The 23,742-nt window shown below is 71.8% G+C and carries 24 protein-coding genes; 15 read left to right on the forward strand and 9 right to left on the reverse strand.

Going from position 1 to position 23,742, the window contains the following annotated elements:
- Positions 1–183 precede the first annotated feature (183 nt).
- The 3 genes from dapF to miaA all read right to left on the reverse strand — a co-directional run bounded on the left by dapF (position 184) and on the right by miaA (position 2,659).
- A complete protein-coding gene (dapF, locus tag R2D22_RS09895; RefSeq protein ID WP_318102722.1) occupies positions 184–1,074 on the reverse strand; it encodes a diaminopimelate epimerase in 891 nt (296 codons plus the stop codon).
- A gap of 40 nt (positions 1,075–1,114) precedes the next feature.
- The gene (locus tag R2D22_RS09900; RefSeq protein ID WP_318109669.1) at positions 1,115–1,612 is read right to left on the reverse strand and encodes a hypothetical protein; all 498 of its coding nucleotides are present in this window, start codon (positions 1,610–1,612) and stop codon (positions 1,115–1,117) included.
- A gap of 108 nt (positions 1,613–1,720) precedes the next feature.
- The gene (miaA, locus tag R2D22_RS09905) at positions 1,721–2,659 is read right to left on the reverse strand and encodes a tRNA (adenosine(37)-N6)-dimethylallyltransferase MiaA (protein WP_318102723.1); all 939 of its coding nucleotides are present in this window, start codon (positions 2,657–2,659) and stop codon (positions 1,721–1,723) included.
- A 101-nt stretch (positions 2,660–2,760) separates the two neighbouring features.
- On the opposite strand from miaA, the gene R2D22_RS09910 reads away from it, so the two are divergent.
- Positions 2,761–2,961 (forward strand): antitoxin, encoded by a 201-nt coding sequence (locus R2D22_RS09910; RefSeq protein WP_318102724.1) that lies wholly within the window; start codon positions 2,761–2,763, stop codon positions 2,959–2,961.
- A 59-nt stretch (positions 2,962–3,020) separates the two neighbouring features.
- On the opposite strand, the gene R2D22_RS09915 is transcribed toward R2D22_RS09910, so the two are convergent.
- Both R2D22_RS09915 and miaB read right to left on the reverse strand, forming a co-directional pair.
- Positions 3,021–3,746 (reverse strand): class III extradiol dioxygenase subunit B-like domain-containing protein, encoded by a 726-nt coding sequence (locus tag R2D22_RS09915; protein WP_318102725.1) that lies wholly within the window; start codon positions 3,744–3,746, stop codon positions 3,021–3,023.
- Between the two features lie 67 nt (positions 3,747–3,813).
- A complete protein-coding gene (gene miaB / locus R2D22_RS09920) occupies positions 3,814–5,334 on the reverse strand; it encodes a tRNA (N6-isopentenyl adenosine(37)-C2)-methylthiotransferase MiaB (RefSeq protein ID WP_318102726.1) in 1,521 nt (506 codons plus the stop codon).
- Between the two features lie 124 nt (positions 5,335–5,458).
- On the opposite strand from miaB, the gene R2D22_RS09925 reads away from it, so the two are divergent.
- A complete protein-coding gene (locus R2D22_RS09925) occupies positions 5,459–6,457 on the forward strand; it encodes a TAXI family TRAP transporter solute-binding subunit (RefSeq protein WP_318102727.1) in 999 nt (332 codons plus the stop codon).
- Here R2D22_RS09925 and R2D22_RS09930 read toward each other — a convergent pair.
- Complete coding sequence (locus R2D22_RS09930; RefSeq protein ID WP_318102728.1) at positions 6,436–7,866, reverse strand: sensor histidine kinase; 1,431 nt, start codon at positions 7,864–7,866, stop codon at positions 6,436–6,438. The two genes, R2D22_RS09925 and R2D22_RS09930, sit on opposite strands and share 22 nt — an antisense overlap.
- 6 nt (positions 7,867–7,872) lie before the next feature.
- Positions 7,873–8,577, reverse strand: a complete 705-nt coding sequence (locus R2D22_RS09935) for a response regulator transcription factor (RefSeq protein WP_318102729.1) — start codon at positions 8,575–8,577, stop codon at positions 7,873–7,875.
- A gap of 309 nt (positions 8,578–8,886) precedes the next feature.
- Here R2D22_RS09935 and R2D22_RS09940 point away from each other — a divergent pair, with 309 nt between their 5' ends.
- From R2D22_RS09940 to R2D22_RS09975, 8 genes are all read left to right on the forward strand, one after another.
- Positions 8,887–9,672 carry an amino acid ABC transporter ATP-binding protein gene (locus R2D22_RS09940; protein ID WP_318102730.1) on the forward strand — a complete coding sequence of 262 codons (786 nt, stop codon included), beginning with the start codon at positions 8,887–8,889 and terminating at the stop codon, positions 9,670–9,672.
- A 50-nt stretch (positions 9,673–9,722) separates the two neighbouring features.
- The gene (locus R2D22_RS09945; RefSeq protein WP_318102731.1) at positions 9,723–10,646 is read left to right on the forward strand and encodes a glutamate ABC transporter substrate-binding protein; all 924 of its coding nucleotides are present in this window, start codon (positions 9,723–9,725) and stop codon (positions 10,644–10,646) included.
- A gap of 100 nt (positions 10,647–10,746) precedes the next feature.
- On the forward strand, positions 10,747–11,394 hold the full coding sequence (locus R2D22_RS09950) for an amino acid ABC transporter permease (RefSeq protein WP_318102732.1): 648 nt from the start codon (positions 10,747–10,749) through the stop codon (positions 11,392–11,394).
- Positions 11,391–12,254: an amino acid ABC transporter permease gene (locus R2D22_RS09955; RefSeq protein ID WP_318102733.1), complete on the forward strand. Its 864-nt coding sequence runs from the start codon at positions 11,391–11,393 to the stop codon at positions 12,252–12,254. Before R2D22_RS09950 ends, R2D22_RS09955 begins: the two co-directional genes overlap by 4 nt.
- 237 nt (positions 12,255–12,491) lie before the next feature.
- Positions 12,492–14,144 (forward strand): FAD-dependent monooxygenase, encoded by a 1,653-nt coding sequence (locus tag R2D22_RS09960; RefSeq protein WP_318102734.1) that lies wholly within the window; start codon positions 12,492–12,494, stop codon positions 14,142–14,144.
- A gap of 47 nt (positions 14,145–14,191) precedes the next feature.
- The gene (locus R2D22_RS09965) at positions 14,192–14,263 is read left to right on the forward strand and encodes a putative leader peptide (RefSeq protein WP_309544753.1); all 72 of its coding nucleotides are present in this window, start codon (positions 14,192–14,194) and stop codon (positions 14,261–14,263) included.
- 82 nt (positions 14,264–14,345) lie between these two features.
- Positions 14,346–14,864 (forward strand): cupin domain-containing protein, encoded by a 519-nt coding sequence (locus R2D22_RS09970; RefSeq protein ID WP_318102735.1) that lies wholly within the window; start codon positions 14,346–14,348, stop codon positions 14,862–14,864.
- Positions 14,861–15,268, forward strand: a complete 408-nt coding sequence (locus R2D22_RS09975) for a rhodanese-like domain-containing protein (RefSeq protein WP_318102736.1) — start codon at positions 14,861–14,863, stop codon at positions 15,266–15,268. Before R2D22_RS09970 ends, R2D22_RS09975 begins: the two co-directional genes overlap by 4 nt.
- A 174-nt stretch (positions 15,269–15,442) precedes the next feature.
- Here R2D22_RS09975 and recX read toward each other — a convergent pair whose 3' ends face one another.
- Positions 15,443–16,009: a recombination regulator RecX gene (recX, locus tag R2D22_RS09980; RefSeq protein WP_318102737.1), complete on the reverse strand. Its 567-nt coding sequence runs from the start codon at positions 16,007–16,009 to the stop codon at positions 15,443–15,445.
- A 4-nt stretch (positions 16,010–16,013) separates the two neighbouring features.
- Positions 16,014–17,153: a recombinase RecA gene (recA, locus tag R2D22_RS09985; RefSeq protein WP_318102738.1), complete on the reverse strand. Its 1,140-nt coding sequence runs from the start codon at positions 17,151–17,153 to the stop codon at positions 16,014–16,016.
- Between the two features lie 339 nt (positions 17,154–17,492).
- Here recA and R2D22_RS09990 point away from each other — a divergent pair, with 339 nt between their 5' ends.
- The 5 genes from R2D22_RS09990 (at position 17,493) to R2D22_RS10010 (ending at position 23,732) form a co-directional block, all read left to right on the forward strand.
- Complete coding sequence (locus R2D22_RS09990; protein ID WP_318102739.1) at positions 17,493–19,520, forward strand: calcium-binding protein; 2,028 nt, start codon at positions 17,493–17,495, stop codon at positions 19,518–19,520.
- 138 nt (positions 19,521–19,658) lie between these two features.
- Positions 19,659–20,864 (forward strand): sensor histidine kinase, encoded by a 1,206-nt coding sequence (locus tag R2D22_RS09995; RefSeq protein ID WP_318102740.1) that lies wholly within the window; start codon positions 19,659–19,661, stop codon positions 20,862–20,864.
- The gene (locus R2D22_RS10000) at positions 20,861–21,526 is read left to right on the forward strand and encodes a response regulator (protein ID WP_318102741.1); all 666 of its coding nucleotides are present in this window, start codon (positions 20,861–20,863) and stop codon (positions 21,524–21,526) included. The genes R2D22_RS09995 and R2D22_RS10000 overlap by 4 nt, the downstream gene beginning before the upstream one ends.
- Before the next feature lie 142 nt (positions 21,527–21,668).
- Positions 21,669–22,955, forward strand: a complete 1,287-nt coding sequence (locus tag R2D22_RS10005; protein WP_318102742.1) for a cytochrome ubiquinol oxidase subunit I — start codon at positions 21,669–21,671, stop codon at positions 22,953–22,955.
- Between the two features lie 12 nt (positions 22,956–22,967).
- Positions 22,968–23,732: a cytochrome d ubiquinol oxidase subunit II gene (locus R2D22_RS10010; protein ID WP_318102743.1), complete on the forward strand. Its 765-nt coding sequence runs from the start codon at positions 22,968–22,970 to the stop codon at positions 23,730–23,732.
- Positions 23,733–23,742: the final 10 nt, after the last annotated feature.

The following is a 23,742-nucleotide window of genomic DNA, read 5'->3' on the forward strand; positions in this document are numbered from 1 at the left end:
CCGGCGGTGAGCGGGCAAGGCGTGCCCGTGGGGCCGGTGCTTGATGCTACCGACCCCACCACGTGGCGCAGTCCCGCTCTCGCCCAGCGTGAAACGGATCACCCATTCGAGCGACGGGAGGAGCGAGCGCCATTTGCTTTCCGTGCGATTCGTGCCTGGGCGCGAAGGCGACCGGGCGGCCTCTCAGGAGGAGGGGCCGGCGAGCCAGGAGGGGTCGATGGTGCCCTCGGCGACGATGACCGCGGGACCGGTCATGTCGATCTCGCCGTTCGGGTGCTCGGTGATGACCAGCGTCCCGCCGAGCACGTCCACGGTGTACGTGACGGGCGTCCCGCTCGCCGCGGGGTCGGCGCCGTCCCGGCGGGCGGTGGCGACGGCCACGGCGCAGGCGCCGGTGCCGCAGGAGCGGGTCTCGGCGGCGCCGCGCTCGTGCACCCGCATGGCGACGTGGCGGGGGCCGCGGTCGGCGACGAACTCGATGTTGACGCCGTCCGGGTAGACGGAGGCGGGCGCGTACGGCGGCTCCGTGTGGAGGTCTCCGGCGTGGTCCAGGGAGTCGACGAACGCGACGGCGTGCGGGTTGCCCATGTTCACGTTGCGGGCGGACCAGCTGCGGCCGTCGACGGTGACCGTGACGCTCTCCTCGGGGAGCACGGCGCGGCCCATGGCGACGGTGACGGAGCCGTCCTTGTCGAGGTGGACGCGCTTGACGCCGCCCCGGGTGGCGACGGCGACCTCGCCGGCGGTGACGTGTCCGGCGTGCTCCAGGTAGCGGGCGAAGACCCGGACCCCGTTGCCGCACATCTCGGCGACCGAGCCGTCCGCGTTGCGGTAGTCCATGAACCACTCGGCCTCGTCGGCCAGGTCCTTGGCCTCCGGGTGGGCGGCGCTGCGGACCACGTGCAGCACTCCGTCGCCGCCGATGCCGGCCCGGCGGTCGCAGAGCCGGGCGACGTCCGCCGGGGACAGGGCCACGGCGTTGTCCGGGTCCGGGACGATCACGAAGTCGTTCTCGGTGCCGTGGCCCTTGAGGAAGGCGAGCGGCGCGTTCTGGGTGCTGGTCACGCGATCCATCGTACGGGTGGAGTACGACGCCGGGCCGGGTACGGGCCGCTCAGCGGAGCCGGGCGACCCGCCAGACCGCCAGGGCCACGAGGACGGCGCTGACGCCCACGTACAGGGCGAGGACCCGCCAGTCGGGGCGCTCGCCGGAGCCGCGGGCGGGCAGGCCGGGCCAGGTGTGACCGACCTTGCGGGCGGCCATCATGCCCCAGCCGGCGGCGCAGGAGCTGATCAGCAGGCCCAGCATGGCGGCGACCGGGCCGCCCTCGCCGGAGCCGAAGGCGAGCGGGAAGGCGAACATCAGGGAGCCGAGCGCCGCCAGTCCGACGATGGGCGCGAGCTGCCAGATCCGCAGCCGCCGCTGGGGGCGGAGTTCGACCTCGACCTCGTCGGCGGCGACCTCGACCGAGGAGCCCTGGGCGTCGTCGGGGCCGTCCGGGGTCAGACCCGGAGCGTCCGCGTCCCGGGCGCCGCCGCGGATCGCGCCGAGCGCGCCGTCACGTGCGTCCCGAGCGTCGTGATGTTCTCTGTCACGAGGGCCGGCCTCCATCGCCACGCGCCCTCCCCACTCGGACTCCACTTGGTCGATCGATGCTCGATGATGGCACGGCCCCGACCGCCGAACTGACGGGCAGGGCGTCCCGATGCCATCACGTGATCAGGCTGTAACCGCTCGTTCGACCAACGTCAGCGCTCGGCCCGGGAGTTCCCCCCGGTCCTCTGCGGCACCGCTGAGCCAGTGCACCCGCGTGTCGCGCCGGAACCAGGAGTCCTGCCGGCGCGCGAAGCGCTTGGTGGCGCGCACGGTCTCGGCGCGCGCCTCCTCCTCGGTGCACTCCCCCGCGAGCGCCGCGAGCACCTGCTGGTAGCCCAGGGCGCGGGAGGCGGTGCGTCCCTCGCGCAGGCCGACGGCCTCCAGGGCGCGCACCTCGTCGACGAGTCCGGCCTCCCACATGCGGTCCACCCGCTGGGTGATGCGTTCGTCGAGCTCGGGGCGGCCGACGTCGACGCCGATCTGCACGGTGTCGTAGACGGAGTCGGGGCCCGGCAGGTTCGCGGTGAAGGGCTTGCCGGTGATCTCGATGACCTCAAGGGCGCGGACGATCCGACGGCCGTTGCTGGGCAGGATCGCGCGGGCCGCCTCGGGGTCCGCGGCGGCGAGCCGGGTGTGCAGCACGCCGGAGCCGCGCTCCTCCAGCTCGGCCTCCAGGCGGGCGCGGACGGCGGGGTCGGTGCCGGGGAACTCCAGGGCGTCGACGGCGCCGCGCACGTACAGGCCGGAACCGCCGACGAGGACCGGGGTACGGCCGGCGGCGAGCAGCCGGTCGATCTCGGCGCGGGCAAGCCGCTGGTACTCGGCGACGCTGGCGGCCTCGGTGACGTCCCAGATGTCGAGGAGGTGGTGCGGGATCCCGCCGCGCTCCTCCTCCGTCAGCTTGGCGGTGCCGATGTCCATCCCGCGGTAGAGCTGCATGGAGTCTGCGTTGACGACCTCGCCGCCGAGCTGCTGGGCGAGGTGGACGCCCAGATCGGACTTACCGGCCGCTGTGGGGCCGACGACGGCGATGACCCGCGGGGCGGGAGCTGCACTTCTCACCGTCCCAGTCTCCCAAACCTCGGACGGCGCATTGTCCGCCCGCACGAGTACGCTGTTGATTCAGGTTGATATGGGCGTTTTCTACCGAAGGTGGTGACCCGATGGGCCTGATGGATTCCCTGAAGAACAAGGTGTCCCAGTTGGCCGAGCGGCACGAGGAGAAGATCGACCAGGGCCTGGACAAGGCCGCGCGGATGGTCGACTCGACGACCAAGGGCAAGTACAGCACCAAGATCCACTCAGGCACGGGCAAGGCCAAGGGCGCCGTCGGCAAGATGGCCCACAAGGAGCGCGAAGACTAGGACGCGGCAGTCCGTCCGGTGCCGCGCCGTCCGGTTACGCGTCGTCCGCCGCTCCGGCGTCAGGACCAGGCGGCGACGAAGTAGCCGACCCCGTACGGCGCGTCCTCGTGCAGCAGGCGGCCGTCGAGCCCGGCGCCCTCGGCGGCCCCGGCGAGCACCTGCCAGGGCGCCCGGCCGGCCACCTGGAGTTCGTGCGCGAGGTCCTCGTCCAGCGCCAGCAGGGCCTCGGTGTCCGCGGCTGCGAGCGCCCGGCCCGCCGCCGCGTCGAACGGGGCGGCGCGCTCGTCGAGGTACCCGGGGGCCTTCAGGGTGCGGCAGGCGCTGCCGTCGCCCATCACCAGCAGGGCGACCCGTCCGGCCGACGCGGCCAGCCCGCGGCCCTCGGCGGCGCAGGCCGCGGCGTCCAGCCGCTCGCCGACCGCGAGCCCGGTCGCGGGCGCGGCGGCCCACCGCTCCCGGTCCAGGAGCCATGCGGCGACGGCGAGGGACGCGGGCAGCGGACGCCCGCCGTCGGGGAGCCTGCCCTCGGGGAGCCCGCTGCCGAGCCGTACGGAGAGGTCGGCGCCGAACCCCGCGAAGGAGCCGGCCGAGCCCTCCGGGAAGGACTCACGGCCGGTGCCGCCGGCCGGGCCGACCACGTACAGCCGGTCGGGGCGGGAGGCGGCGAGCACGCCGACGGCGTCCGCGCAGGCGGTCCGGGCGGCGTCGAGTTCCGGCGCGGCCCCGGACGCGACCTGGGGCACGAGCAGCGGAGGGCAAGGGCAGACGGCTGCGGCGACAAGCATGATCCGCAGCCTACTGCGCGGCGCCGTTCCCGGCCGTACGGTCAGCGGCTCCCGCCCGGCCGTGCGGTCAGTGGCTCCCGCAGGCGGGGGCGGAGGCTGCCGGGAGCGGCTCCGGGACGCCGATCTTCGGCAGACCCAGGAGGACGCCGGCGGGCTTGGCCGCGGCCGCCTCCGTGCGCTTCTGCCAGGCGTCGCCCGCGCGGGTGCGGCGGACCGAGGCGACCTGGCCCTCGGCCAGCAGGTGGTGCGGGGCGGCGTAGGTGATCTCGACGGTCACCATGTCGCCCGGGCGCACGTCCTCGTCCGGCTTGGTGAAGTGGACGAGACGGTTGTCGGGGGCGCGGCCGGAGAGGCGGTGGGTGGCGCCGTCCTTGCGGCCCTCGCCCTCGGCGACCATGACCTCCAGGGTGCGGCCGACCTGCTTCTTGTTCTCCTCCCAGGAGATCTCCTCCTGGAGGGCGACGAGGCGCTCGTAGCGCGCCTGCACGACCTCCTTGGGGATCTGGTCCTCCATCTCGGCGGCCGGGGTGCCGGGGCGCTTGGAGTACTGGAAGGTGAAGGCGTTCGCGAAGCGGGCCTCGCGGACCGCGTGCATGGTCTGCTCGAAGTCCTCCTCGGTCTCGCCGGGGAAGCCCACGATGATGTCGGTGGAGATGGCCGCGTGCGGGATGGCGGCGCGGACCTTCTCGATGATCCCGAGGAAACGCTCCTGCCGGTACGAGCGGCGCATCGCCCGCAGGACCGTGTCCGAGCCGGACTGCAGCGGCATGTGCAGCTGCGGCATCACGTTCGGGGTCTCGGCCATCGCGGCGATCACGTCGTCGGTGAAGTCGCGGGGGTGCGGGGAGGTGAAGCGGACCCGCTCCAGGCCCTCGATCTCGCCGCAGGCGCGCAGCAGCTTGGAGAAGGCCTCGCGGTCGCCCAGGTCGGAGCCGTACGCGTTCACGTTCTGGCCGAGCAGGGTGATCTCGGAGACGCCCTCACCGACCAGCGCCTCGATCTCGGCGAGGATGTCGCCGGGGCGGCGGTCCTCCTCCTTGCCGCGCAGGGCCGGGACGATGCAGAACGTACAGGTGTTGTTGCAGCCCACGGAGATGGACACCCAGGCCGCGTAGGCGGACTCGCGACGGGTCGGCAGCGTGGAGGGGAAGGCCTCCAGCGACTCGGCGATCTCGACCTGCGCCTCCTCCTGGACGCGGGCGCGCTCCAGCAGGACCGGCAGCTTGCCGATGTTGTGGGTGCCGAAGACCACGTCGACCCAAGGAGCCTTGGTGACGATGGTGTCGCGGTCCTTCTGGGCCAGGCAGCCGCCGACGGCGATCTGCATCCCGGGCCGGGACGCCTTCCGCGGGGCCAGCCGGCCGAGGTTGCCGTACAGCTTGTTGTCGGCGTTCTCCCGGACCGCGCAGGTGTTGAAGACCACCACGTCGGCGTCGCCGTCGGAGCCCTCGGGGGCGCGGACGTAGCCGGCGTCCTCCAGCAGACCGGAGAGCCGCTCGGAGTCGTGGACGTTCATCTGGCACCCGTAGGTACGCACTTCGTAGGTTCGCTGGACGTCCACTGCCTGGCTCCGGTCGCTGATGGTCATGCCACAAGGGTAGGCGGTACCGGGAGCAAGTCCCGACCGCTTTCCCGGCGGCCCCGGGGCGCCCGCCTGGCGTCCCCACGCCATGGCCTGGCCGTTACGGGGAGTGAGGTGGCAGGATCGTCGCATGTTCGCGTCCCTGTCCCGTTTCGCCCGCCGTCGGGCCGTCCAGGTGTCGGCCGCGCTCGCGGTGGTGTGCGGGCTGCTGGCGTGGTGGCTGCTGCCGGTGGGCAGCCCCGAGCCGAGCGGGAAGATCACCTTCAGCACGGGTGTGCCCACCGGGGTGTACCAGAAGTACGGCGAGCTGCTCCAGCAGGCGCTCGCCCAGGATCTCCCGGACGTGTCGATAACGCTGCGCAACAGCGAGGGCTCCCAGCAGAACCTCGCCCGGCTGGCCTCGGGCGAGGCGGACTTCACGGTGGCGACGGCGGACGCCGTGGCCCAGTACCAGCGCGACCAGAAGCCCGGCGCCGCGCAGCTGCGCGGCCTGGCCCGGCTGTACGACGACTACGTGCAGCTCGTCGTCCCCAAGTCGTCCACGGCAACCTCCGTTGCCGACCTGAAGGGGCTGCGGGTCGGGGTCGGGCAGCAGGGCTCGGGCGTCCGCTTGATCGCCGACCGGGTGCTGAGCGCCGCCGGGCTGCACCCGGACACCGACATCAGACCGGTCTCGGCCGGCATCGACACCATGCCCGAACTCCTGGAGCGCGGAAAGCTGGACGCGTTCTTCTGGTCGGGCGGCCTGCCCACCGCGGCCGTGCAGGATCTCTCCGAGCGGACCCCGATCCGTCTCGTGCCGCTGGACGCGAAGCTCGTGTCCACGCTGCACGACTCCGGCGAGTCCACCCGGTACTACCGCTCCGCGGTCATCCCCGCCGACGCCTACCTGCTCGCGCAGGACGGGCAGCGGGTGGAGACGCTGGCCGTGGCGAACCTGCTGGTCACCACGGCACGTACCGATCCGGACATGGCCGAGGGCTTCACCCGCACGGTGATCAGAAGCCGCGACCGGATCGGCAGCCAGGTCCACCCGGCCCAGCTGGTGGACCTGCGCAGCGCGATCTACACGGAGCCGCTGTCGCTGCACGAGGGCGCGCGGCGCTACTACCGGTCCCTGAAGCCCTGATCCACAGGTGAGTCCGGGGCCGGCAGGGCACTGCGCGGCATCGTCACCGTCACCCGCAGGCCGTGCGGCTCGTTCGGCGCGTACCCGATCGTGGCGCCGCCCGCGGCGAGCAGGGCGCGGGTGATGGACAGACCGAGGCCGGAGCCCTTGACGTTCTGGTGGCGGTTGCTGCGCCAGAAGCGGTCGCCGACGCGGGTCAGCTCCTCGTCGGTCAGGCCAGGGCCGTGATCGGCGACCACGATCGTCGACGTCTCGCCGTCGGCGGCCACCCGGACGGTGACCTCCTCGCCCTCCGGGGTGAACTTCAGCGCGTTGTCGATCACCGCGTCGAGGGCGCTGGACAGCGCCACCGGGTCCGCCCAGGCGGTCACCGCGCCGACCTCGCCGGTGAGCCGGACGCCCTTCTCCTCGGCCAGCGGCCGCCAGGCGTCCAGCCGCTCGGCCGTGAGCGCGCCGATGTCGGTGAGCCGGAGGTCGGCGGCGACGTGCTCGGCGAGCGCCAGGTCGAGCAGGTCGTCGAGGACCTGGGCGAGCCGCTTGCCCTCGGTGCGCACCGAGGCGATCTCCTCGTTGCCCTCGGGGAGTTCGAGCGCGAGCAGCTCGATCCGCAGCAGCAGCGCGGCGAGGGGGTTGCGCAACTGGTGGGAGGCGTCGGCCACGAACGCCCGCTGCTGCTCCAGGACGTCCTCGACGTTGTCGGCCATCTCGTTGAACGACCGGGCGAGTCGCCGCAGTTCGGGCGGTCCACCGGCGGCGGCGACGCGGGACTTCATCCGCCCGGTGGCGATGTCGTGGGTGACCGCGTCGAGCACGCGCACCGGCCGCAGCACCCAGCCGGTGAGCCGGAAGGCCGCGCCGACGGCGACCAGCATCGCGGCGACCTCGCCGGCCGCGATGAGCAGCCAGCCGTGCAGGATCCGCGAACGCAGCTGTCCGGTGGGCGAGTCGGTGACGACGACGGCGACGACGTCGCCGTCCCGTACCACCGGGGAGGCCATCGCGAGGCGGGCGTTCCGCTGCCAGGGCCAGACCTGCGAGGGGTCGTGGCTGCGCCGGCCGAGCAGCGCCTCCTTGAAGGCCCGGCGCCCCTCCCCGTCGTACGGGACGACCCAGCCGTCCGGGGCGGCGGCCATGGCCAGGTTGTCGCGGTAGAAGACGCCCGCCCGGATCCCGTACACGTCGTGATAGCTGTTCAGTTCGCCGATCAGGGTCGCCCGGCGCTCGTCGATCCCGGGGTCGTTCTCGGTGACGAACTGGGCCAGAGCGGCGAAGCGGGCGGCGTCGTCCAGCCGGTCGACGACCACCCGCTGCTGCTCGGCGGCGGCCAGGCTGGCGGCGAGCGGGAAGCCGAGCGCCAGCAGCACCCCGGCCATCAGCACGATGAGCAGCGGAAGAAGACGTGTACGCACGGAGGACTACGCGGCCGGCACGACCAGGCGGTAGCCGACGCCCCGCACGGTCTCGATCAGGGCGGGCATGCGCAGCTTGGACCGCAGCGAGGCGACGTGCACCTCCAGCGTGCGACCGGTCCCCTCCCAACTGGTGCGCCACACCTCGCTGATGATCTGCTCCCGCCGGAAGACCACGCCTGGCCGCTGGGCGAGCAGCGCGAGCAGGTCGAACTCCTTACGGGTGAGCGGCACCGGCGCGCCGTCGACGCTGACGCGACGGGTGGGCAGCTCGATGGTGACGGCGCCCAGGCGCAGCGCGGTCTCCTCGCCGGCCGGGCCGGTCTCCTCGCCGCCGGAGGTGCGCCGGCTGACCGCGTGGATGCGGGCGAGCAGCTCCCCGGTGTCGTACGGCTTCACGACGTAGTCGTCCGCGCCGAGGTTGAGTCCGTGTATCCGGGAGCGCACGTCCGCGCGCGCGGTGACCATGATCACCGGGGTGCTGGTGAGCTTCCGGATCCGGCCGCAGACCTGGTAGCCGTCCTGGTCGGGCAGGCCGAGGTCGAGCAGGATCACCCCGTACGAGGGGCGCTCCCCGTGCGCGGCGGGCAGGACGGCCTGCAGGGCCTCCTCGCCGTTGCGGGCATGGGTCACGGCGAAGCCGTGCTTCGCGAGCACCGCCGACAGGGCGGCGGCGACATGGTCGTCGTCCTCGACGAGCAGCAGTCTCATGGCCCCCCTCCGGTGGCTCTGCGAGTGGTCGGTGCGGTCGCTTCCAGCGTTCTGTGCTCACGTAAGTGATCGCGCGGTGCATACCTATGTACCAGTGCATGAACGCCGATGGGCGGCGTCACAGTCAAGTGTCCCCCTGTTACACCCGGGGTTCTGTTATGCACCCGGTACGCCGCGAGCGGCGCGGTTCACGCAGTGTGTCCGGTTGCGGCCGGATCGTTATGCTCAATTTCCGCTCAGATGTAATGACGCTCGTCACGCCTGGTGCCTAGTGTCCTCTCCAACCGAGGAGGACGGAGCAAGAAGCCGATGAGCGGAGTGTCAGTGACCAAGGGTTCGGAAGACGCCGCGCCGGCGGTGGGCGACCTGGTCGTGCTGTCCGACGTCAACAAGCACTTCGGCGCGCTGCATGTGCTCCAGGACATCGACCTGACCATCGCCCGTGGCGAGGTCGTGGTCGTCATCGGGCCTTCCGGGTCCGGCAAGTCCACGCTGTGCCGCACGATCAACCGCCTGGAGACGATCGACAACGGCAGCATCACCATCGACGGCAAGCCGCTGCCCCAGGAGGGCAAGGAGTTGGCGCGGCTGCGTGCCGATGTCGGCATGGTCTTCCAGTCGTTCAACCTGTTCGCGCACAAGACCGTGCTCGAGAACGTGATGCTGGGTCAGATCAAGGTCCGCAAGGCCGACAAGAAGGCCGCGGAGACCAAGGCCCGCACCCTGCTCGACCGGGTGGGTGTCGGCACGCAGGCGGACAAGTACCCGGCCCAGCTCTCCGGCGGACAGCAGCAACGCGTCGCGATCGCACGGGCGTTGGCGATGGACCCCAAGGTCATGCTGTTCGACGAGCCCACCTCGGCCCTCGACCCCGAGATGATCAACGAGGTGCTCGAGGTGATGCAGCAACTGGCGCGCGACGGGATGACGATGGTCGTCGTCACCCACGAGATGGGCTTCGCCCGCTCCGCCGCCAACCGCGTCGTGTTCATGGCCGACGGCAAGATCGTCGAGCAGGCGACGCCGGACGAGTTCTTCAGCAACCCGCGCAGCGACCGGGCCAAGGACTTCCTGTCGAAGATCCTGCACCACTGACGACGGTCCCTGAGAATGACCAACGACCTACGACACAAGGGATGTTCACCATGAAGCTCCGCAAGACCGCGGCCGTGGCTGCCATTGCTGTGCTCGCGCTCACCGCGACCGCCTGTGCGGGCAAGGAGGGTTCGGCCGGCGACAAGCCGACGAACGTGAAGCCGGGCGAGTCGGGTGCCCCCAAGCTCCCGACCTACACCGTCGCCAAGGACGTGAAGCTGGAGTCCTCGGTCTTCAAGGAGGCCCAGAAGCGCGGCAAGCTGATCATCGGCTCCAAGGCCGACCAGCCGTACCTCGGCTTCGAGGACCAGGCGACCAAGAAGCGCTCCGGCTTCGACGTCGAGATCGCCAAGATGATCGCCGCCGACCTGGGCTTCTCCGAGGACCAGATCGAGTGGAAGACGGTCGACTCCAAGCTCCGCGAGACCGCGATCTCCACGGGCCAGGTCGACTACTACGTCGGTACCTACTCGATCAACGACAAGCGCAAGGCGCAGGTCGGCTTCGCGGGCCCGTACTACAAGGCCGGCGCCGACCTCCTGGTCCGCAAGGACGAGACCGCCATCACGGGTCCCGAGACCCTGAAGGGCAAGAAGGTCTGCTCCATCACGGGCTCCACCCCGCTGCAGGAGATCAAGAAGCCGCAGTACGGCGCCCAGACCACCGAGCTGGCGAAGTACTCGGACTGCGTCCAGCAGCTGCTCACCAAGCAGGTCGACGCCGTCACCACGGACGACTCGATCCTCAAGGGCTACGCCGCCGCCAACGCCGGCAAGCTCAAGGTCGTCGGCAAGCCGTTCACCGAGGAGCTGTACGGCATCGGCATGAACAAGGACGACAAGGCGCTCCGCGACGCGATCAACACGTCGCTGGAGAACCACACCAAGGACGGCACGTACAAGAAGATCTACGAGGCGACCCTGGGCCTGTCCGGCTCCGCCTTCGTCGAGCCGCCGGCGATCAACCGCTACTGATCACCACCCCACGGAGCGCCCCGTACGACCGTACGGGGCGCCCCTCCCCCCTGCCCGTACGCCTTGTCCGTAGGCCGCTGACCGCCGACGCGGAGTCCTCATGAACGTACTGCTCGACCATTTCCCGGAGTTCGTCGACGGGTTCATAGGAACCGTGTCGATCACCGCCGTCAGCACGGTCATCGCGCTGGTCCTCGGCATCGTCGTCGCCGGCTTCCGGGTCTCGCCCGTACCGCCGCTGCGCTTCATCGGCACCGCCTGGGTCACGCTGCTGCGCAACACGCCGCTGACGCTGCTCTTCCTGGTGGCGATGTTCATCGTCCCGGAGATCCTCTTCCCGGGCATGAGCGCCTTCGTGCTCGGCTCGCTCGCGCTGGGCTTCTACACCTCCGCCTTCATCTGCGAGGCGGTCCGCTCCGGCATCAACACCGTGCCGCTCGGGCAGGCCGAGGCCGCCCGCTCCCTGGGTATGACGTTCTCGCAGACGCTGCGCATGATCGTGCTGCCGCAGGCCACCCGCACCGTGCTGCCGCCGCTGAGCTCGATCCTCATCGCGCTCACCAAGAACTCGGCCATCGCGGGCGCCTTCAGCGTCACCGAACTCTTCGGCTGGCAGACGCTGATGAGCGAGCAGGGCTACGCGATCGCCCCGATCTTCCTCTGGGTGGCCGCCGCCTACCTGGTCATCACCTTCACCATCAGCGGCATCTTCCGCCTGCTGGAGCGCCGCCTGGAGGTCGCCCGATGAGCGCCAGCGTTCTCTACGACACCCCGGGGCCCAAGGCCCGCGTCCGCAACCGCGTCTTCGCCGTGGTCGGCACCCTCGCCATCGTCGCGCTGATCGCCGTCAGCATCATGCGACTGGAGGAGAAGGGCCACCTCGACTATGCGATGTGGGACATCTTCAACTACTCGGGCATCCGGCAGAACATCGCCGACGCGCTGATCGCGACCCTGAAGGCGTTCGCCCTCGCGGCGGTCGGCTCGCTGGTGCTCGGCGTGCTGCTGGCGGTCGGCCGGCTGTCCGACCACAAGCCGGTCCGCTGGTTCGCCACCGGCTTCATCGAGCTGTTCCGCTCCATCCCGCTGCTCATCACGATCTACGCGGTCTGGGTCGGCTTCCTCACCGACTACTCGATGTGGGCGCTGGCGATCGGCCTGTCGATCTACAACGGTTGTGTGCAGGCCGAGGTGCTGCGCGCCGGCATCAACGCGGTGCCCAAGGGGCAGCGGGAGGCGGCGTACGCGCTCGGCATGAGCAAGACGCAGGTGATGACCTACGTCCTGATGCCGCAGGCGATCCGGGCGATGCTGCCGACGATCATCAGCCAGCTGGTGGTCACCCTCAAGGACACCTCGCTCGGCTTCATCATCCTGTACCCCGAGCTGCTCTACTCGGCCCGGCTGATCGCCTCCAACACGCAGGTCAACGGCCAGTACCCGTACGTCTCCGTGATCGTGGTCTTCGGCGCCATCTACATCGCGCTGTGCCTGGCGCTGTCGGCGCTGGCGACCTGGATCGAGAAGCGCGGGCGGCGGGCGAAGACCGGAATCAAGGCCGCGGACGGCGACGCCGTCGTGCTGGCCAACGACGCCGCTCAGGCGTGAGCGACTACGCCTGACAGGCAATCGGCACGACGGCCTTCGATGGCGTCGACAGCCCCGGCGGCACGACGAACTGACGGCATGTGACATCATCCGGGGGCAGTGGCGACCGCGCCGCTGCCCCCGTCGCTTGACGCACGCACCCGCACTGGGTTGCATACGTTCTGTGACCAGACACCGGGCTCGCGCCACTCGCCTTCGTGCATTCCGCCTGACCGAACGGGCTTCTGGAGTCGCGCCGTGGACCCGGTGATCATCGTCGGCGCAGGGCCCGTGGGCCTTGCGCTCTCCCTTTCCCTGGCCGTCCAGGGCGTACCCAGCGTCGTCCTGGACGAGGGCGGCGGCAAGGAGGAACCCCGGCCGGCCCGCACCGTGGTGCTGCGGCCGGACATGGCGGCGATGGTGGAGCGGCTCGGCTGCGCCACCGTGCGTGACGAAGGGGTCAGGTGGGCCGGCTGGCGCTCCCTGCGGCGCAGGCAGCAGATGCGGCACATCGAGCTCACCGGGGACGGTGGGCTGAACGCGCCGCTGCACCTCCCGCAGCACGCCCTCGCGCGCGGGCTGCGGGACGCGATCGCCGGCCAGAAGCTGGTGCGGCTCGTCCACGAGGCCCGGCTGGACTCGATCGAGCAGGACGGCGACGGCGTCGTCGCGCACACCCGCGGCCCCGGCGCGACCTGGTGGCGCGGCAGCCACCTGGTGGGTTGCGACGGCGCCCGGTCCACCGTGCGCAAGCTGCTCGGCATCCGCTTCCCCGGGCGTACTGCGGTGGAACGCCACGCGGTCGCCGCGCTGCGGACCGAACTGCCCTGGCCCGGCGAGGCCCTGCTGCACCGTCAGCCGCCGTGGCGGGGCAGCGGGGACGAGATCACCGCCCGTCCGCTGCCGGACGGCGTGTGGCGGATCGACTGGCTGCTGCCGCCGCGCGGCGAGCTGGTGACCCCGGAGACGCTGGTCTCCCGTGTCCGGGACACGCTGAGCGGCTGGTGCGACGACTCGACGCCGCAGTACGAGCTGATCGACACCGGGGTCCACACGCTGCACCACCGGCTCGCCCGGCGCTGGCGGGTGGACCGGGTGTTCCTCGCCGGCGACGCGGCTCATCTGCTGGGGGCGGTCGGCACGCAGGGAGTCGACGAGGGGCTCCGTGACGTGGACAACCTGGCGTGGAAGCTGGCCCGGGCCTGGCATCACGGGGGTTCCGAGCGGCTCCTCGACAGCTACCAGAGCGAGCGGCGGGCGGCCGTCGCGTCCCGGCTGCGGGCCGCCGACCAGTCGCTGCCGGTGCTGCGGAGCAGCGGCGGGCTGCGTACGTACCTCCCGGGCAGCGCCCGCGGGCACGACAGTCTGCTGACGGACGGGCACCTGGGGCGCGGCCCGCTCGGCGCGCCGCCCGCGTACCCGCACTCCCCCCTCGCGCCTCCGGACGCCGGGGAGGGCCGGATCGCGGTCGGCACGGACGACGGCGCGCCGGTGGACGACGTCCGGGTGACCGCGCCGGACGACACGACCGTACGGCTCAGGGACCGGCTGGGACGCGGGCGGCTCCTGGTCGTGCTGGTCGCGCCGGGGACCGCGGTGTGGGACCGGCGGCACTGGAAGTCCGCCGGGGTGATGCCGCAGCTGGCCGCGGCCGTGGACGCGCTGCCGGCGAAGGCGGAGCTGCTGGTGACCGAGGCGTACCCGGGCGCCGCCGCGCACAGTGTGCTGCTGGTACGGCCGGACGGGCACCTGGTGGCGGCGTTCTCCGGCGTACGGCCGGCGGAACTGCACGCGGCGGCGGACGCGGCGTGCGGCGGCGCGGCCGCCGGGCCGGGCGGGTCCGGCCGGTCGGGCCCGGCGGCCCGGTCGGAGGTGCTCCGGGGCAGCGACCGCACAGCGGACGTGAATTGACCGTCCCGGGCGCGCATGGTCTACTCCGGAGCGTGATCGACACCGATGTGCGCCTGTGGCGGAGGGTCCATATGGACCTCGTCCGCTACGCGGGCTGCGTGTGTCGGCCGTCCTGCTGAATTCGCCCCCTTCCTTGCGTGCGCGCCCGGCCGTCGGCCGTTGCAGTCGCGCGCGCTCCCGCGAACTCCAGGACGGTTTTCCGTGCTCCAGCGCACTTCCGCGACCCCGCGCGTCTCCGCGCCCGAACTTCTCGACTTCGTCCGCCGCGCGGCGGCGGACACCGAACTGATCGACTCGCTGCCCCTCGATCCGGAGGGCCGTACCTGGGTGCGGCTCGACGGGCCGGGCGGGAGTGAGGCCTGGCTGATCGGCTGGCCGCCCGGTACGGGCACCGGCTGGCACGACCACGCGGAGTCGCAGGGGGCGTTCGCCACCGCGCACGGCACGCTCCGGGAGAACGCGCTCGCCGTGCGGCTGCCCGCGAGCGGGTGGAAGACCCTGGAGCTGGCGGACGGGGTGGACCGGGAACGGGAGTTGACGGCCGGTCAGGGCCGCGCGTTCGGGCGGCACCATGTGCACGAGGTGTTCAACGAGTCCCGCACCGAGCATGCCGTCTCGGTGCACGCGTACTATCCGCCGCTCCCGCTGATCCGGCGCTTCAGCCGGTCGGGCGCGGTGCTCCGTCTTGAGCAGGTCGAGCGTCCGGAGGACTGGCAGTGAGCGGCGAGCGGATCGGCATCGACGAGTTGTTGGAGCAGGTCCGGGCGGGCCTGGACCGGATCGGCGCGCGGGAGGCGTTCGCCGCGTACGAGGCGGGCGACGCGCTTCTGGTCGACACCCGTTACGCGGCGCTGCGCGAGCGGGACGGGCTGATCCCGGGCGCGGTGGTCGTCGAGCGCAACGAACTGGAGTGGCGGCTCGACCCGCTGGGCAGCCACCGGCTCCCGCAGGCGGTGAGCCACGACGTGCACGTGGTGGTGCTCTGCGACGAGGGGTACGCCTCGTCCCTGGCGGCGGCGTCCCTGCGTCAGCTGGGCCTGCACCGCGCCACGGACATGATCGGCGGCTTCCAGGCGTGGAAGGCGGCGGGCCTCCCCGTCCTGCCTCCGGAAGCCCACGGCTGAGGGCGGGGCGAGGACTGTCGGGCTCGACCCGGCTCGCGCCGGTCGAGCTGAGCAGGCCGGTCCGCCCCGGCTGATCGCCCGGGCCGGTCTGCCCGGCCGACATCGTCGGCCGCGCGGCCCCGGCTCGGGTGGCCTTGCCCGGCCAGGCTGCCCCGGTCGGCCCGCGTGCGCCGGCTAGAACGGCTCGTCGAGGCCTTCCGTGTCCTCGCCCTCGGCCTCCAGGGCCTGGCGGACCACCCGCAGGGCCATGCCCTCCGGGTATCCCTTGCGGGCGAGCATGCCCGCGAGGCGGCGCAGCCTGCGGTCGCGCTCGAGGCCCCGGGTCGCGCGGAGCTTGCGCGCGACGAGCTCGCGCGCGGTGGCCTCCTCCTGCTCGGAGTCGAGCCGGCCGACCGCCTCGTCGATCAGCGACGTGTCGACGCCCTTCGTCCGCAGCTCGCGCGCGAGGGCGCGGCGGGCCAGGCCGCGGCCGTGGTGCCGGGATTCCACCCAGGCGTCCGCGAACGCGGCGTCGTCGATCAGCCCCACGTCCTCGAAGCGGGAGAGGACCTCGTCGGCGACCTCGTCCGGGATCTCGCGCTTGCGCAGGGCGTCGGCGAGCTGCTTGCGGGTGCGGGGGGTCCCGGTGAGCAGGCGCAGGCAGATCGCCCGCGCCCGCTCAGCCGGATCCTGGGGCGACAGCTCCTTCTCGGCCCTCGACGAGTCGGGGCTGTCACCCGGCCATTCGGTACGACCGGTCACCGCGTCAGCTCTTGGCCGCCGTGGCCTTGGTCGCCTTGGCGGCCTTCGTCGCCGGGGCCGGGACGGACTTGGCCGCCTCGTCCGCGCCCGCCGTGACCGCCGCCGCGCCGGTGGCGTCCGCGCCCGGCTCGGCAGCCGGGGCCTCGGGACGGACACCGACGCCCAGCTTCTCCTTGATCTTCTTCTCGATCTCGTTGGCGAGATCGGGGTTGTCCTTCAGGAAGTTACGGGCGTTCTCCTTGCCCTGGCCGAGCTGGTCGCCCTCGTACGTGTACCAGGCGCCGGCCTTGCGGACGAAGCCGTGCTCCACGCCCATGTCGATCAGACCGCCCTCGCGGCTGATGCCCTGGCCGTAGAGGATGTCGAACTCGGCCTGCTTGAAGGGCGGCGCGACCTTGTTCTTGACGACCTTGACGCGGGTGCGGTTGCCGACCGCGTCCGTGCCGTCCTTGAGGGTCTCGATACGGCGGATGTCGAGACGGACCGAGGCGTAGAACTTCAGGGCGCGGCCACCGGTCGTGGTCTCCGGCGAGCCGAACATCACGCCGATCTTCTCGCGGAGCTGGTTGATGAAGATCGCGGTGGTCTTGGACTGGTTGAGCGCGCTGGTGATCTTCCGGAGCGCCTGGCTCATCAGTCGGGCCTGCAGACCCACGTGCGAGTCGCCCATCTCGCCCTCGATCTCCGCACGCGGGACGAGCGCGGCGACGGAGTCGATGACGATGAGGTCGAGGGCACCGGAGCGGACGAGCATGTCGACGATCTCCAGCGCCTGCTCGCCGTTGTCCGGCTGGGACAGGATCAGGTTGTCGATGTCGACACCGAGCTTCTTGGCGTACTCGGGGTCGAGCGCGTGCTCGGCGTCGACGAAGGCGACCTGGCCGCCGGCCTTCTGCGCGTTCGCCACGGCGTGCAGCGTCAGGGTCGTCTTACCGGAGGACTCCGGGCCGTAGATCTCCACCACGCGGCCGCGCGGCAGGCCGCCGACGCCGAGGGCGACGTCGAGGGCGGTCGACCCGGTGGAGATCACCTCGATCGGCTCCTGGGTGCGGTCGCCCATGCGCATCACGGCACCCTTGCCGAATTGCCGTTCAATCTGTGCGAGCGCGGCGTCGAGTGCCTTCTCGCGGTCGGTTCCTGCCATGGGTTCCACCCGGTTTGCTTGAGTCGATCGCTTCATGGGAAAGACGCTAACCCCTGCCACTGACAATGGGCCCCGGCGTCCTTCCGACCTGTGGACAACGCGGCTTCGAGCCCGTGATTCCAAGGGTCCGGAACTCCATGAGAATGGATGTTCGATTTCGGTGTCAAGCGCGCCACGCACGACACCGGCGCCCTCCTCTCACCCACGCGAGTGGGCTCTCCTCACCCAGCGGGCCCAGCGCCCCGCGAGCCGCTCCGGCCCCGGCGCGGCCGTGGCCCGAAGCTGGGCGCCGTCACTGGCGGTGACCGACCCAGGGCGGTCGGCTGCGGAGAGGTACGTATGTCCACCATCATTCCTCGTCCCGGAAGGGTGCGCGGAGCAGGTCGGCGCGGCGGACGCGCCTCGGTCGCGCTCGTCGCGGGCCTGTCCCTGTCGCTGATCCTGGGCCTGCCCGGGAGCGCTGCGGCCGCACCGGGCGATCTGGACTCCACCTTCAGCGGCGACGGCAAGATCACCATCAACGTCGCCAACGCCGAATTCAATTCGGATGTGCTCGTCCAGGCGGACGGCAAGATCGTCACGCTCGGCAGCGGCTCCAACTTCGAGGAGCCGAACGACTTCATCCTCGTACGACACAACGCCGACGGCACCCTGGACACCACATTCGGCGACGGTGACGGCGTCCTGTTCACCGACTTCGACTCGGGCAGCCAGGACGATGCCCTGGCGCTGGTGCAGGACGGCGACGGCAAGCTCGTCGTGGTGGGCAGCACCGCGGCGGTGACAGGCACCGACCTGCCGCAGGTCGCGATGGCCCGCTACAACACGAACGGCTCCTTGGACACCACCTTCGGCGGTGACGGCAAGGTCGTCACCGACTTCGGACAGACCGAAAGATCCGTGGCGAACACGGTGATCATGGGGACCGACGGCAGGATCATCATCGGCGGCTCCCTGGGCGGCAACGCGATGGTGGCCGCCTTCACCCCCACCGGTAACCCCGAGGCTCCTTGGGGCGACGACAACTCGGGCAAGACCGTCTTCACGTACGCGGGCGGCAACTCGGCGATCTACGACCTGACGCCGTCCGGCGGCGACGCGTACCTCGCGGCCGGCCGCAGCCCCGCCGGCTTCGGGCTCATGCGCTTCTTCCAGGAGTTCGGCGGCACGGACACGACGTTCGGCGACAACGGCAAGGTGGCCACCCCGTTCGGCAACGAGATCCGGAGCGTCGAGCAGGTGGTCGGCGGGTTCGTCGCCGCAGGATCCAGCGGCGACGGGACGGGTTCCCGCTTCGCCGTGGCCCGCTACGACGGGGACGGGAATCTGGACACGGCCTTCGGCGGCGGTGACGGCACCGTGACCACCGCCTTCGGCGCGAACAGCGCCATCGCACACGACATGGCCACCCAGGCGGACGGGAAGATCGTCGTCGTGGGCGGCGCCGCCCTCGACTTCGCCCTCGCCCGCTACAACACGGACGGCTCCCTGGACACCACCTTCAGCGGCGACGGCCTGGTGACCACGGACTTCTCGACCTTCTTCGACGAGGCCTACGCCGTGGCGCTGCAGTCCGACGGCAAGATCGTCGTGTCCGGCCAGGACGGCGACGACCAGGCCGTGGCGCGCTACCGGATCGACAACACCCCGCCGCCGGCCACGGTCGACCTCGCGGTGACCAAGACCGGTCCCGCCACCGTGAGTCTGGGTGACAGCGCGACGTACACGATCCGGGTGACGAACAACAGCACCACCACCACGGCGACCGCGGTCTCGATCTCCGACACGCTCACCGGCGGGTCCGGAACGATCCTGTCGGCCACGGCGAGCCAGGGCGGTCCCTGCACCGTGAACCCGACCACCATGACCTGCCGGCTCGGGAATCTCGCTCCCGGTGCCTCCGCCACCGTCACCGTCGTGGCCGAACCCCGTGCCACCGGCACGCTGACCGACTGGGTCGCCACCGCGGCCGTCGAGACCGACCCCAACCCGGCCAACAACAACGCCAACGCCGCCACCACCGTCAACAACTCCCGCGGCTGCACCATCGTCGGCACCAGCAACTTCGAGACGATCAACGGCACCGCCGGCAACGACGTGATCTGCGCCCTCAGCGGCAACGACACCGTCTACGGCAACGCCGGGAACGACACGGTCTACGGCGGCGCCGGCAACGACTACATCAGCGGCGGCCTCGGCACCGACCGGCTCTTCGGCCAGGCCGGCAACGACTGGCTCGCCGGCGAGAGCGGCAACGACAACCTCAACTCCCAGGACGGCGTCGGCGCCAACGACGCCGTCGACGGCGGCGCCGGCCTCGACACCTGCACCACCGACGCCAACGACTACCGCTACAACTGCCCGTAGGTCCCCGACGAGATAGCCCCGAAGCACCCACACGAGCCGAGCGCCGTGGCCCGCGCACACCCCGCAGGCCACGGCGCTCCGTCGTGCGCGCCGCCGACGGTCCACGCCGGCCGCCCGCCGCGACCTATCCTTCCTGGCATGGCCCTCCCCTCCCGTCTGCGCGGCGGCCGCCTGTCCCCACGCGCGGCCGACGCCGTCGTGGCCGTGGTCGTGGCGCTGATCGTGGTGGTCTGGACGCTGATCCAGAGCCGGCACCAGAGCGAGCCCACGTCCCACACCGTCTACGGCTGGCTGCTGATCGCCGTCGGCTGCGGGGCCCTGTTCTTCCGCCGCCGGATGCCCGTCACGGTCGCCGTCGTGACCCTGCTGGCCTGCGCGGTCTACTACCCGCTGAGCGTGTACGACGGGCCGCTGATGATCGCCTTCGCGATCGCGCTCTACACCACGGCCGCCGAGGGCCGGTTCGCCGCGGCCGTCGCGCTCGCCGCCGTCACACTGCTCGCCGTCGGGCTCGGCGAGATCCGCCAGCAGCCCGGTCACCGGCAGATCGACGACACCTCACTGGCGATGCTGGCGGGCTGGCTGATCAGCCTGGTCGCGATCGGCCGCGCGCAGCGCACCCGGACCGCGTATCTGCACGAAGTGGCGCAGCGGGCCCTGGCCGCCGAGCGCGAACAGCAGGCGCGGGCCCGGCAGAGCGCGACGGAGGAGCGGCTGCGGATCGCCCGTGAGGTGCACGACGTGCTCGGGCACAGCATCAGCCTGATCAACGTCCAGGCGGGCGCGGTGCTGCACCGGCTGAGCAAGAAGCCGGAGCCGGAGGTCGCGCTGGCCGCCGCCGAGGAGGCGCTGGAGGCGGTCAAGGCCACGAGCAAGGACGCGCTGCGAGAACTGCGGGCCACGCTCGGCGTGCTGCGGCAGGCCGACGAGGCCGCGCCGACCTCGCCCGCGTCCGGCCTCGGACTCCTCGACGAGCTGGTGGGGCGGGCCGGGGCCGCCGGACTGGACGTACGGACCCGGGTGGAGGGGACACCGGTACCGCTGCCGCCGCCGCTGGATCTCGCCGCGTACAGGATCGTGCAGGAGTCGCTCACCAACGTCACCCGGCACTCCGGGGCCCGTTCGGCGCTGGTGACGATGGACTGGGGGCCGCGCGAACTGCGGCTGCGGATCGACGACGACGGCGAGGGCGCTCCGGAGGACCGGCCGCTGGGCAGCGGCATCCGGGGAATGGCCGAACGCGCCCGTGCCTTCGGCGGCGAACTGACCGCCGCGAACACCACCGACGGCTTCCGGGTGGACGCCCGACTGCCGCTCACTGTTTCCGAGGGGGACCTTCGATGATCCGTGTCGTGCTCGCCGACGACCAGACGCTCGTCCGGGCCGGATTCCGTTCCATCCTGGCCGGCGAGGACGACATCGACGTGGTCGGGGAGGCGGCGGACGGCGAGCAGGCGGTCGCGCTCGCCCGCGAACTGCGCCCGGACGTGGTTCTGATGGACATCCGGATGCCGGGGCTCGACGGTCTGGAGGCGACCCGCCGGATCACCGAGGACGCCCGGCTCGACGGGGTCCGGGTGGTCATCCTGACCACCTTCGACGTGGACGACTACGTGTACGGGGCGCTGCGGGCCGGTGCGTCCGGGTTCCTGGTGAAGGACACCGAGCCGATGGAACTGCTGCACGGCGTACGGGTGGTGGCGCGCGGTGACGCGCTGATCGCGCCGGGCGTCACGCGCCGGCTGATCGCCGAGTTCGCGGGGCGCGCGAAGCAGCCCGACCCGAGTCCGCGGCTGAACGCCCTCACCGAGCGCGAGCGGGAGGTGATGGGCCTGGTCGGGGCGGGTCTGACGAACGACGAGATCGCCCAGCGGCTCGTGCTCTCCCCCGCCACGGCGAAGACGCACGTCAGCCGGATCATGACGAAGCTGGACGTCCGCGACCGGGCTCAGCTGGTGATCCTGGCGTACGAGTCGGGGATGATCACGCCGGGCTGGCTGGCCTGACCAGAAGCCACCCCTAGGGGCCGGGGGCCCGTGTCCGCAACCCGCGGGGTACGCCGGCGGGCGGGGTCACAACTTGTGGGGTAGACCCGCTGACCACCGCGGGCCGACGCCTGCTCCATAGGCGTAAGCCGACGCTGTCGGGGTGAATGACGACGTCCTCGATCTCGCGCGGCTGCAGTTCGCCCTCACCGCGGGCGGCCACTTCCTCTTCGTCGCCCTCACCCTGGGGCTCGCGACGGTGGTGGCCGTCCTGCAGACCAGGGCCACCTTCGGCGGCCGGGCGATCGACGCCCGCCTTGTGCGCTTCTGGGGCCGGTTGTACGTGATCAACTACGCGGTCGGCATCGTCACGGGCATCGTGATGGAGTTCCAGTTCGGGATGAGCTGGAGCGGGCTGACGCACTACGCGGGCAACGTCTTCGGGGCCTCGCTCGCGGTGGAGACGATCGTCGCGTTCTTCGTCGAGTCGACCTTCCTCGGCCTGTGGATCTTCGGCTGGCACCGCTTCGACAAGTGGGTACACCTCGCGATGATCTGGGTGGTGACGCTGACCGCGTATCTGTCGGCGTACTGGATCCTCGTCTCGAACGGCTTCCTCAACCATCCGGTGGGACACCGGACCGAGGGCGGGAAGCTCGTCCTGGACGACCCGGTGGCGGTGCTCACCAACCCGTCGGCGCTGCTGGCGTTCGGGCACATCGCGGGCGGGGCGCTGCTGACCGCGGGCTTCTTCGTCGCCGGGGTGAGCGCGTACCACCTGTTCCGGCGCACGCCCGAGTGGGAGTTCTTCGGGCGCAGTCTGCGGATCGGGGTTTACCTGTCCGTGCCCGCGCTGATGGTGACGGCGACGCTGGGCGGGCTGCAGTTCTCCGTGCTCCGCGACTTCCAGCCCATGAAGTCGGCCGTTTTCAGCGCCCAGGCGGCCGAGATCGCGCAGATCCAGGCCGACATGGTCGCCCGGTTCGGTCCCGGCGACTACGTGCCCTCCGAGGCGTGGACCCGCGGCGGCGGTCTGGTGATGCTGATCGCCTTCGCGCTGATGATGTACCTGAGCCTCGGCGGGGCGGTCCTGGCCTGCTTCAAGAAGGCCGTGTACCGCTTCCGGCTCTGGCACCTCCTGCTGATGGCCGCGGTACCTCTGCCGTACCTCGCGATGATCGGCGGCTGGGTGTTCCGGGAGGCCGGCCGGCAGCCCTGGGTCGTGTACGGGCTGCTGCGCACCGAGGACGCCGTCTCGGACCTCTCCCCCGGCACGATGCGCGCCTCGCTGATCGTCTTCACCACCCTCTTCGCGCTGCTCGCCGTGCTCAACACCTGGCTGCTGGCCCGGCACGCCCGCCGCGGCCCGGTCGAATCCGGCCTCGGCCACGACGACCGCACGGAACCCGACGACGACCCCGCCGAGGCCCTGCCCGCCGCGCGCTACTGAGGAGCGACCACCGTGGACACCCTTGCCCTCGCCCTGCTCGCCTTCTTCGCCACCGGCTACTTCGTGCTGGCCGGCGCGGACATCGGGGCCGGGATGCTCACCCCGTACCTGGGCCGCACGAGCCGTGAACGGCGGCTGGTCCTCGCCTCGTTCGCGCCGTTCTTCCTCGGCAACGAGGTGTGGCTGATCGCCACCGCCGGCGTTCTGGTCGGCTGCTTCCCCGACCTGGAGGGGGAACTGCTGACCGGGCAGTTCCCGGTCCTCGTCGCCCTGCTCACCGGCTGGATCGTCCGCGACGCCGGCCTGTGGTCGCGGGGGCGCGGCCCCGGCCCGCGCTGGCGCGCGTTCTGCGACGGGGCGGTGGTGTGCGGCAGCTGGACGGTCGCCCTGGCCTGGGGGTGGCTGCTGTCCGGGCCGCTCACCGGCACGCCGTACGCCCCGGCGGGCGGCGCCGTCGCCGGCGTCACCGCCCTGGCCACGGCCGCACTGTTCGCCGCGCACGGCCTCGGCTTCGCGACCCTCCGGCTGACCGGCACACCGTACGAGCGGGCCCGCCGGCTCGTCGGGCGGACCCGCTCCTGGCAGTCGTTCGCGTTCACCGGGGTCCTGATGGCCGCGCTGCCCGTGGCGGCCGGGCTGTCGCTGCCGCTGGCCGCCGAGGCGGCCGACGGGACGACGCTCGCGGTGCTCGTGCCCGCGCTGCTGGTCGTCACCCCGCTGCTGGTCGCCGCCCAGGCCTGGACCTGGTGGACCTTCCGGCACCGAGTCGCGCGCTGAGCACGCGTGC

The sequence above is a fragment of the Streptomyces sp. HUAS YS2 genome, assembly GCF_033343995.1.
GTDB lineage: Bacteria > Actinomycetota > Actinomycetes > Streptomycetales > Streptomycetaceae > Streptomyces > Streptomyces solicathayae.

Coding starts and splice junctions, on each gene's coding strand:
- R2D22_RS10000 (WP_318102741.1), top strand. CDS start 20,861: ATGATCCGTGTCGTGCTCGCCGACGACCAGACGCTCGTCCGGGCCGGA.
- R2D22_RS09990 (WP_318102739.1), top strand. CDS start 17,493: ATGTCCACCATCATTCCTCGTCCCGGAAGGGTGCGCGGAGCAGGTCGG.
- R2D22_RS09900 (WP_318109669.1), bottom strand. CDS start 1,612: ATGGAGGCCGGCCCTCGTGACAGAGAACATCACGACGCTCGGGACGCA.
- R2D22_RS09935 (WP_318102729.1), bottom strand. CDS start 8,577: ATGAGACTGCTGCTCGTCGAGGACGACGACCATGTCGCCGCCGCCCTG.
- R2D22_RS09955 (WP_318102733.1), top strand. CDS start 11,391: ATGAGCGCCAGCGTTCTCTACGACACCCCGGGGCCCAAGGCCCGCGTC.
- R2D22_RS09940 (WP_318102730.1), top strand. CDS start 8,887: ATGAGCGGAGTGTCAGTGACCAAGGGTTCGGAAGACGCCGCGCCGGCG.
- R2D22_RS09910 (WP_318102724.1), top strand. CDS start 2,761: ATGGGCCTGATGGATTCCCTGAAGAACAAGGTGTCCCAGTTGGCCGAG.
- R2D22_RS09945 (WP_318102731.1), top strand. CDS start 9,723: ATGAAGCTCCGCAAGACCGCGGCCGTGGCTGCCATTGCTGTGCTCGCG.
- R2D22_RS09925 (WP_318102727.1), top strand. CDS start 5,459: ATGTTCGCGTCCCTGTCCCGTTTCGCCCGCCGTCGGGCCGTCCAGGTG.
- R2D22_RS09915 (WP_318102725.1), bottom strand. CDS start 3,746: ATGCTTGTCGCCGCAGCCGTCTGCCCTTGCCCTCCGCTGCTCGTGCCC.
- miaB (WP_318102726.1), bottom strand. CDS start 5,334: ATGACCATCAGCGACCGGAGCCAGGCAGTGGACGTCCAGCGAACCTAC.
- R2D22_RS09995 (WP_318102740.1), top strand. CDS start 19,659: ATGGCCCTCCCCTCCCGTCTGCGCGGCGGCCGCCTGTCCCCACGCGCG.
- R2D22_RS09950 (WP_318102732.1), top strand. CDS start 10,747: ATGAACGTACTGCTCGACCATTTCCCGGAGTTCGTCGACGGGTTCATA.
- dapF (WP_318102722.1), bottom strand. CDS start 1,074: ATGGATCGCGTGACCAGCACCCAGAACGCGCCGCTCGCCTTCCTCAAG.
- recA (WP_318102738.1), bottom strand. CDS start 17,153: ATGGCAGGAACCGACCGCGAGAAGGCACTCGACGCCGCGCTCGCACAG.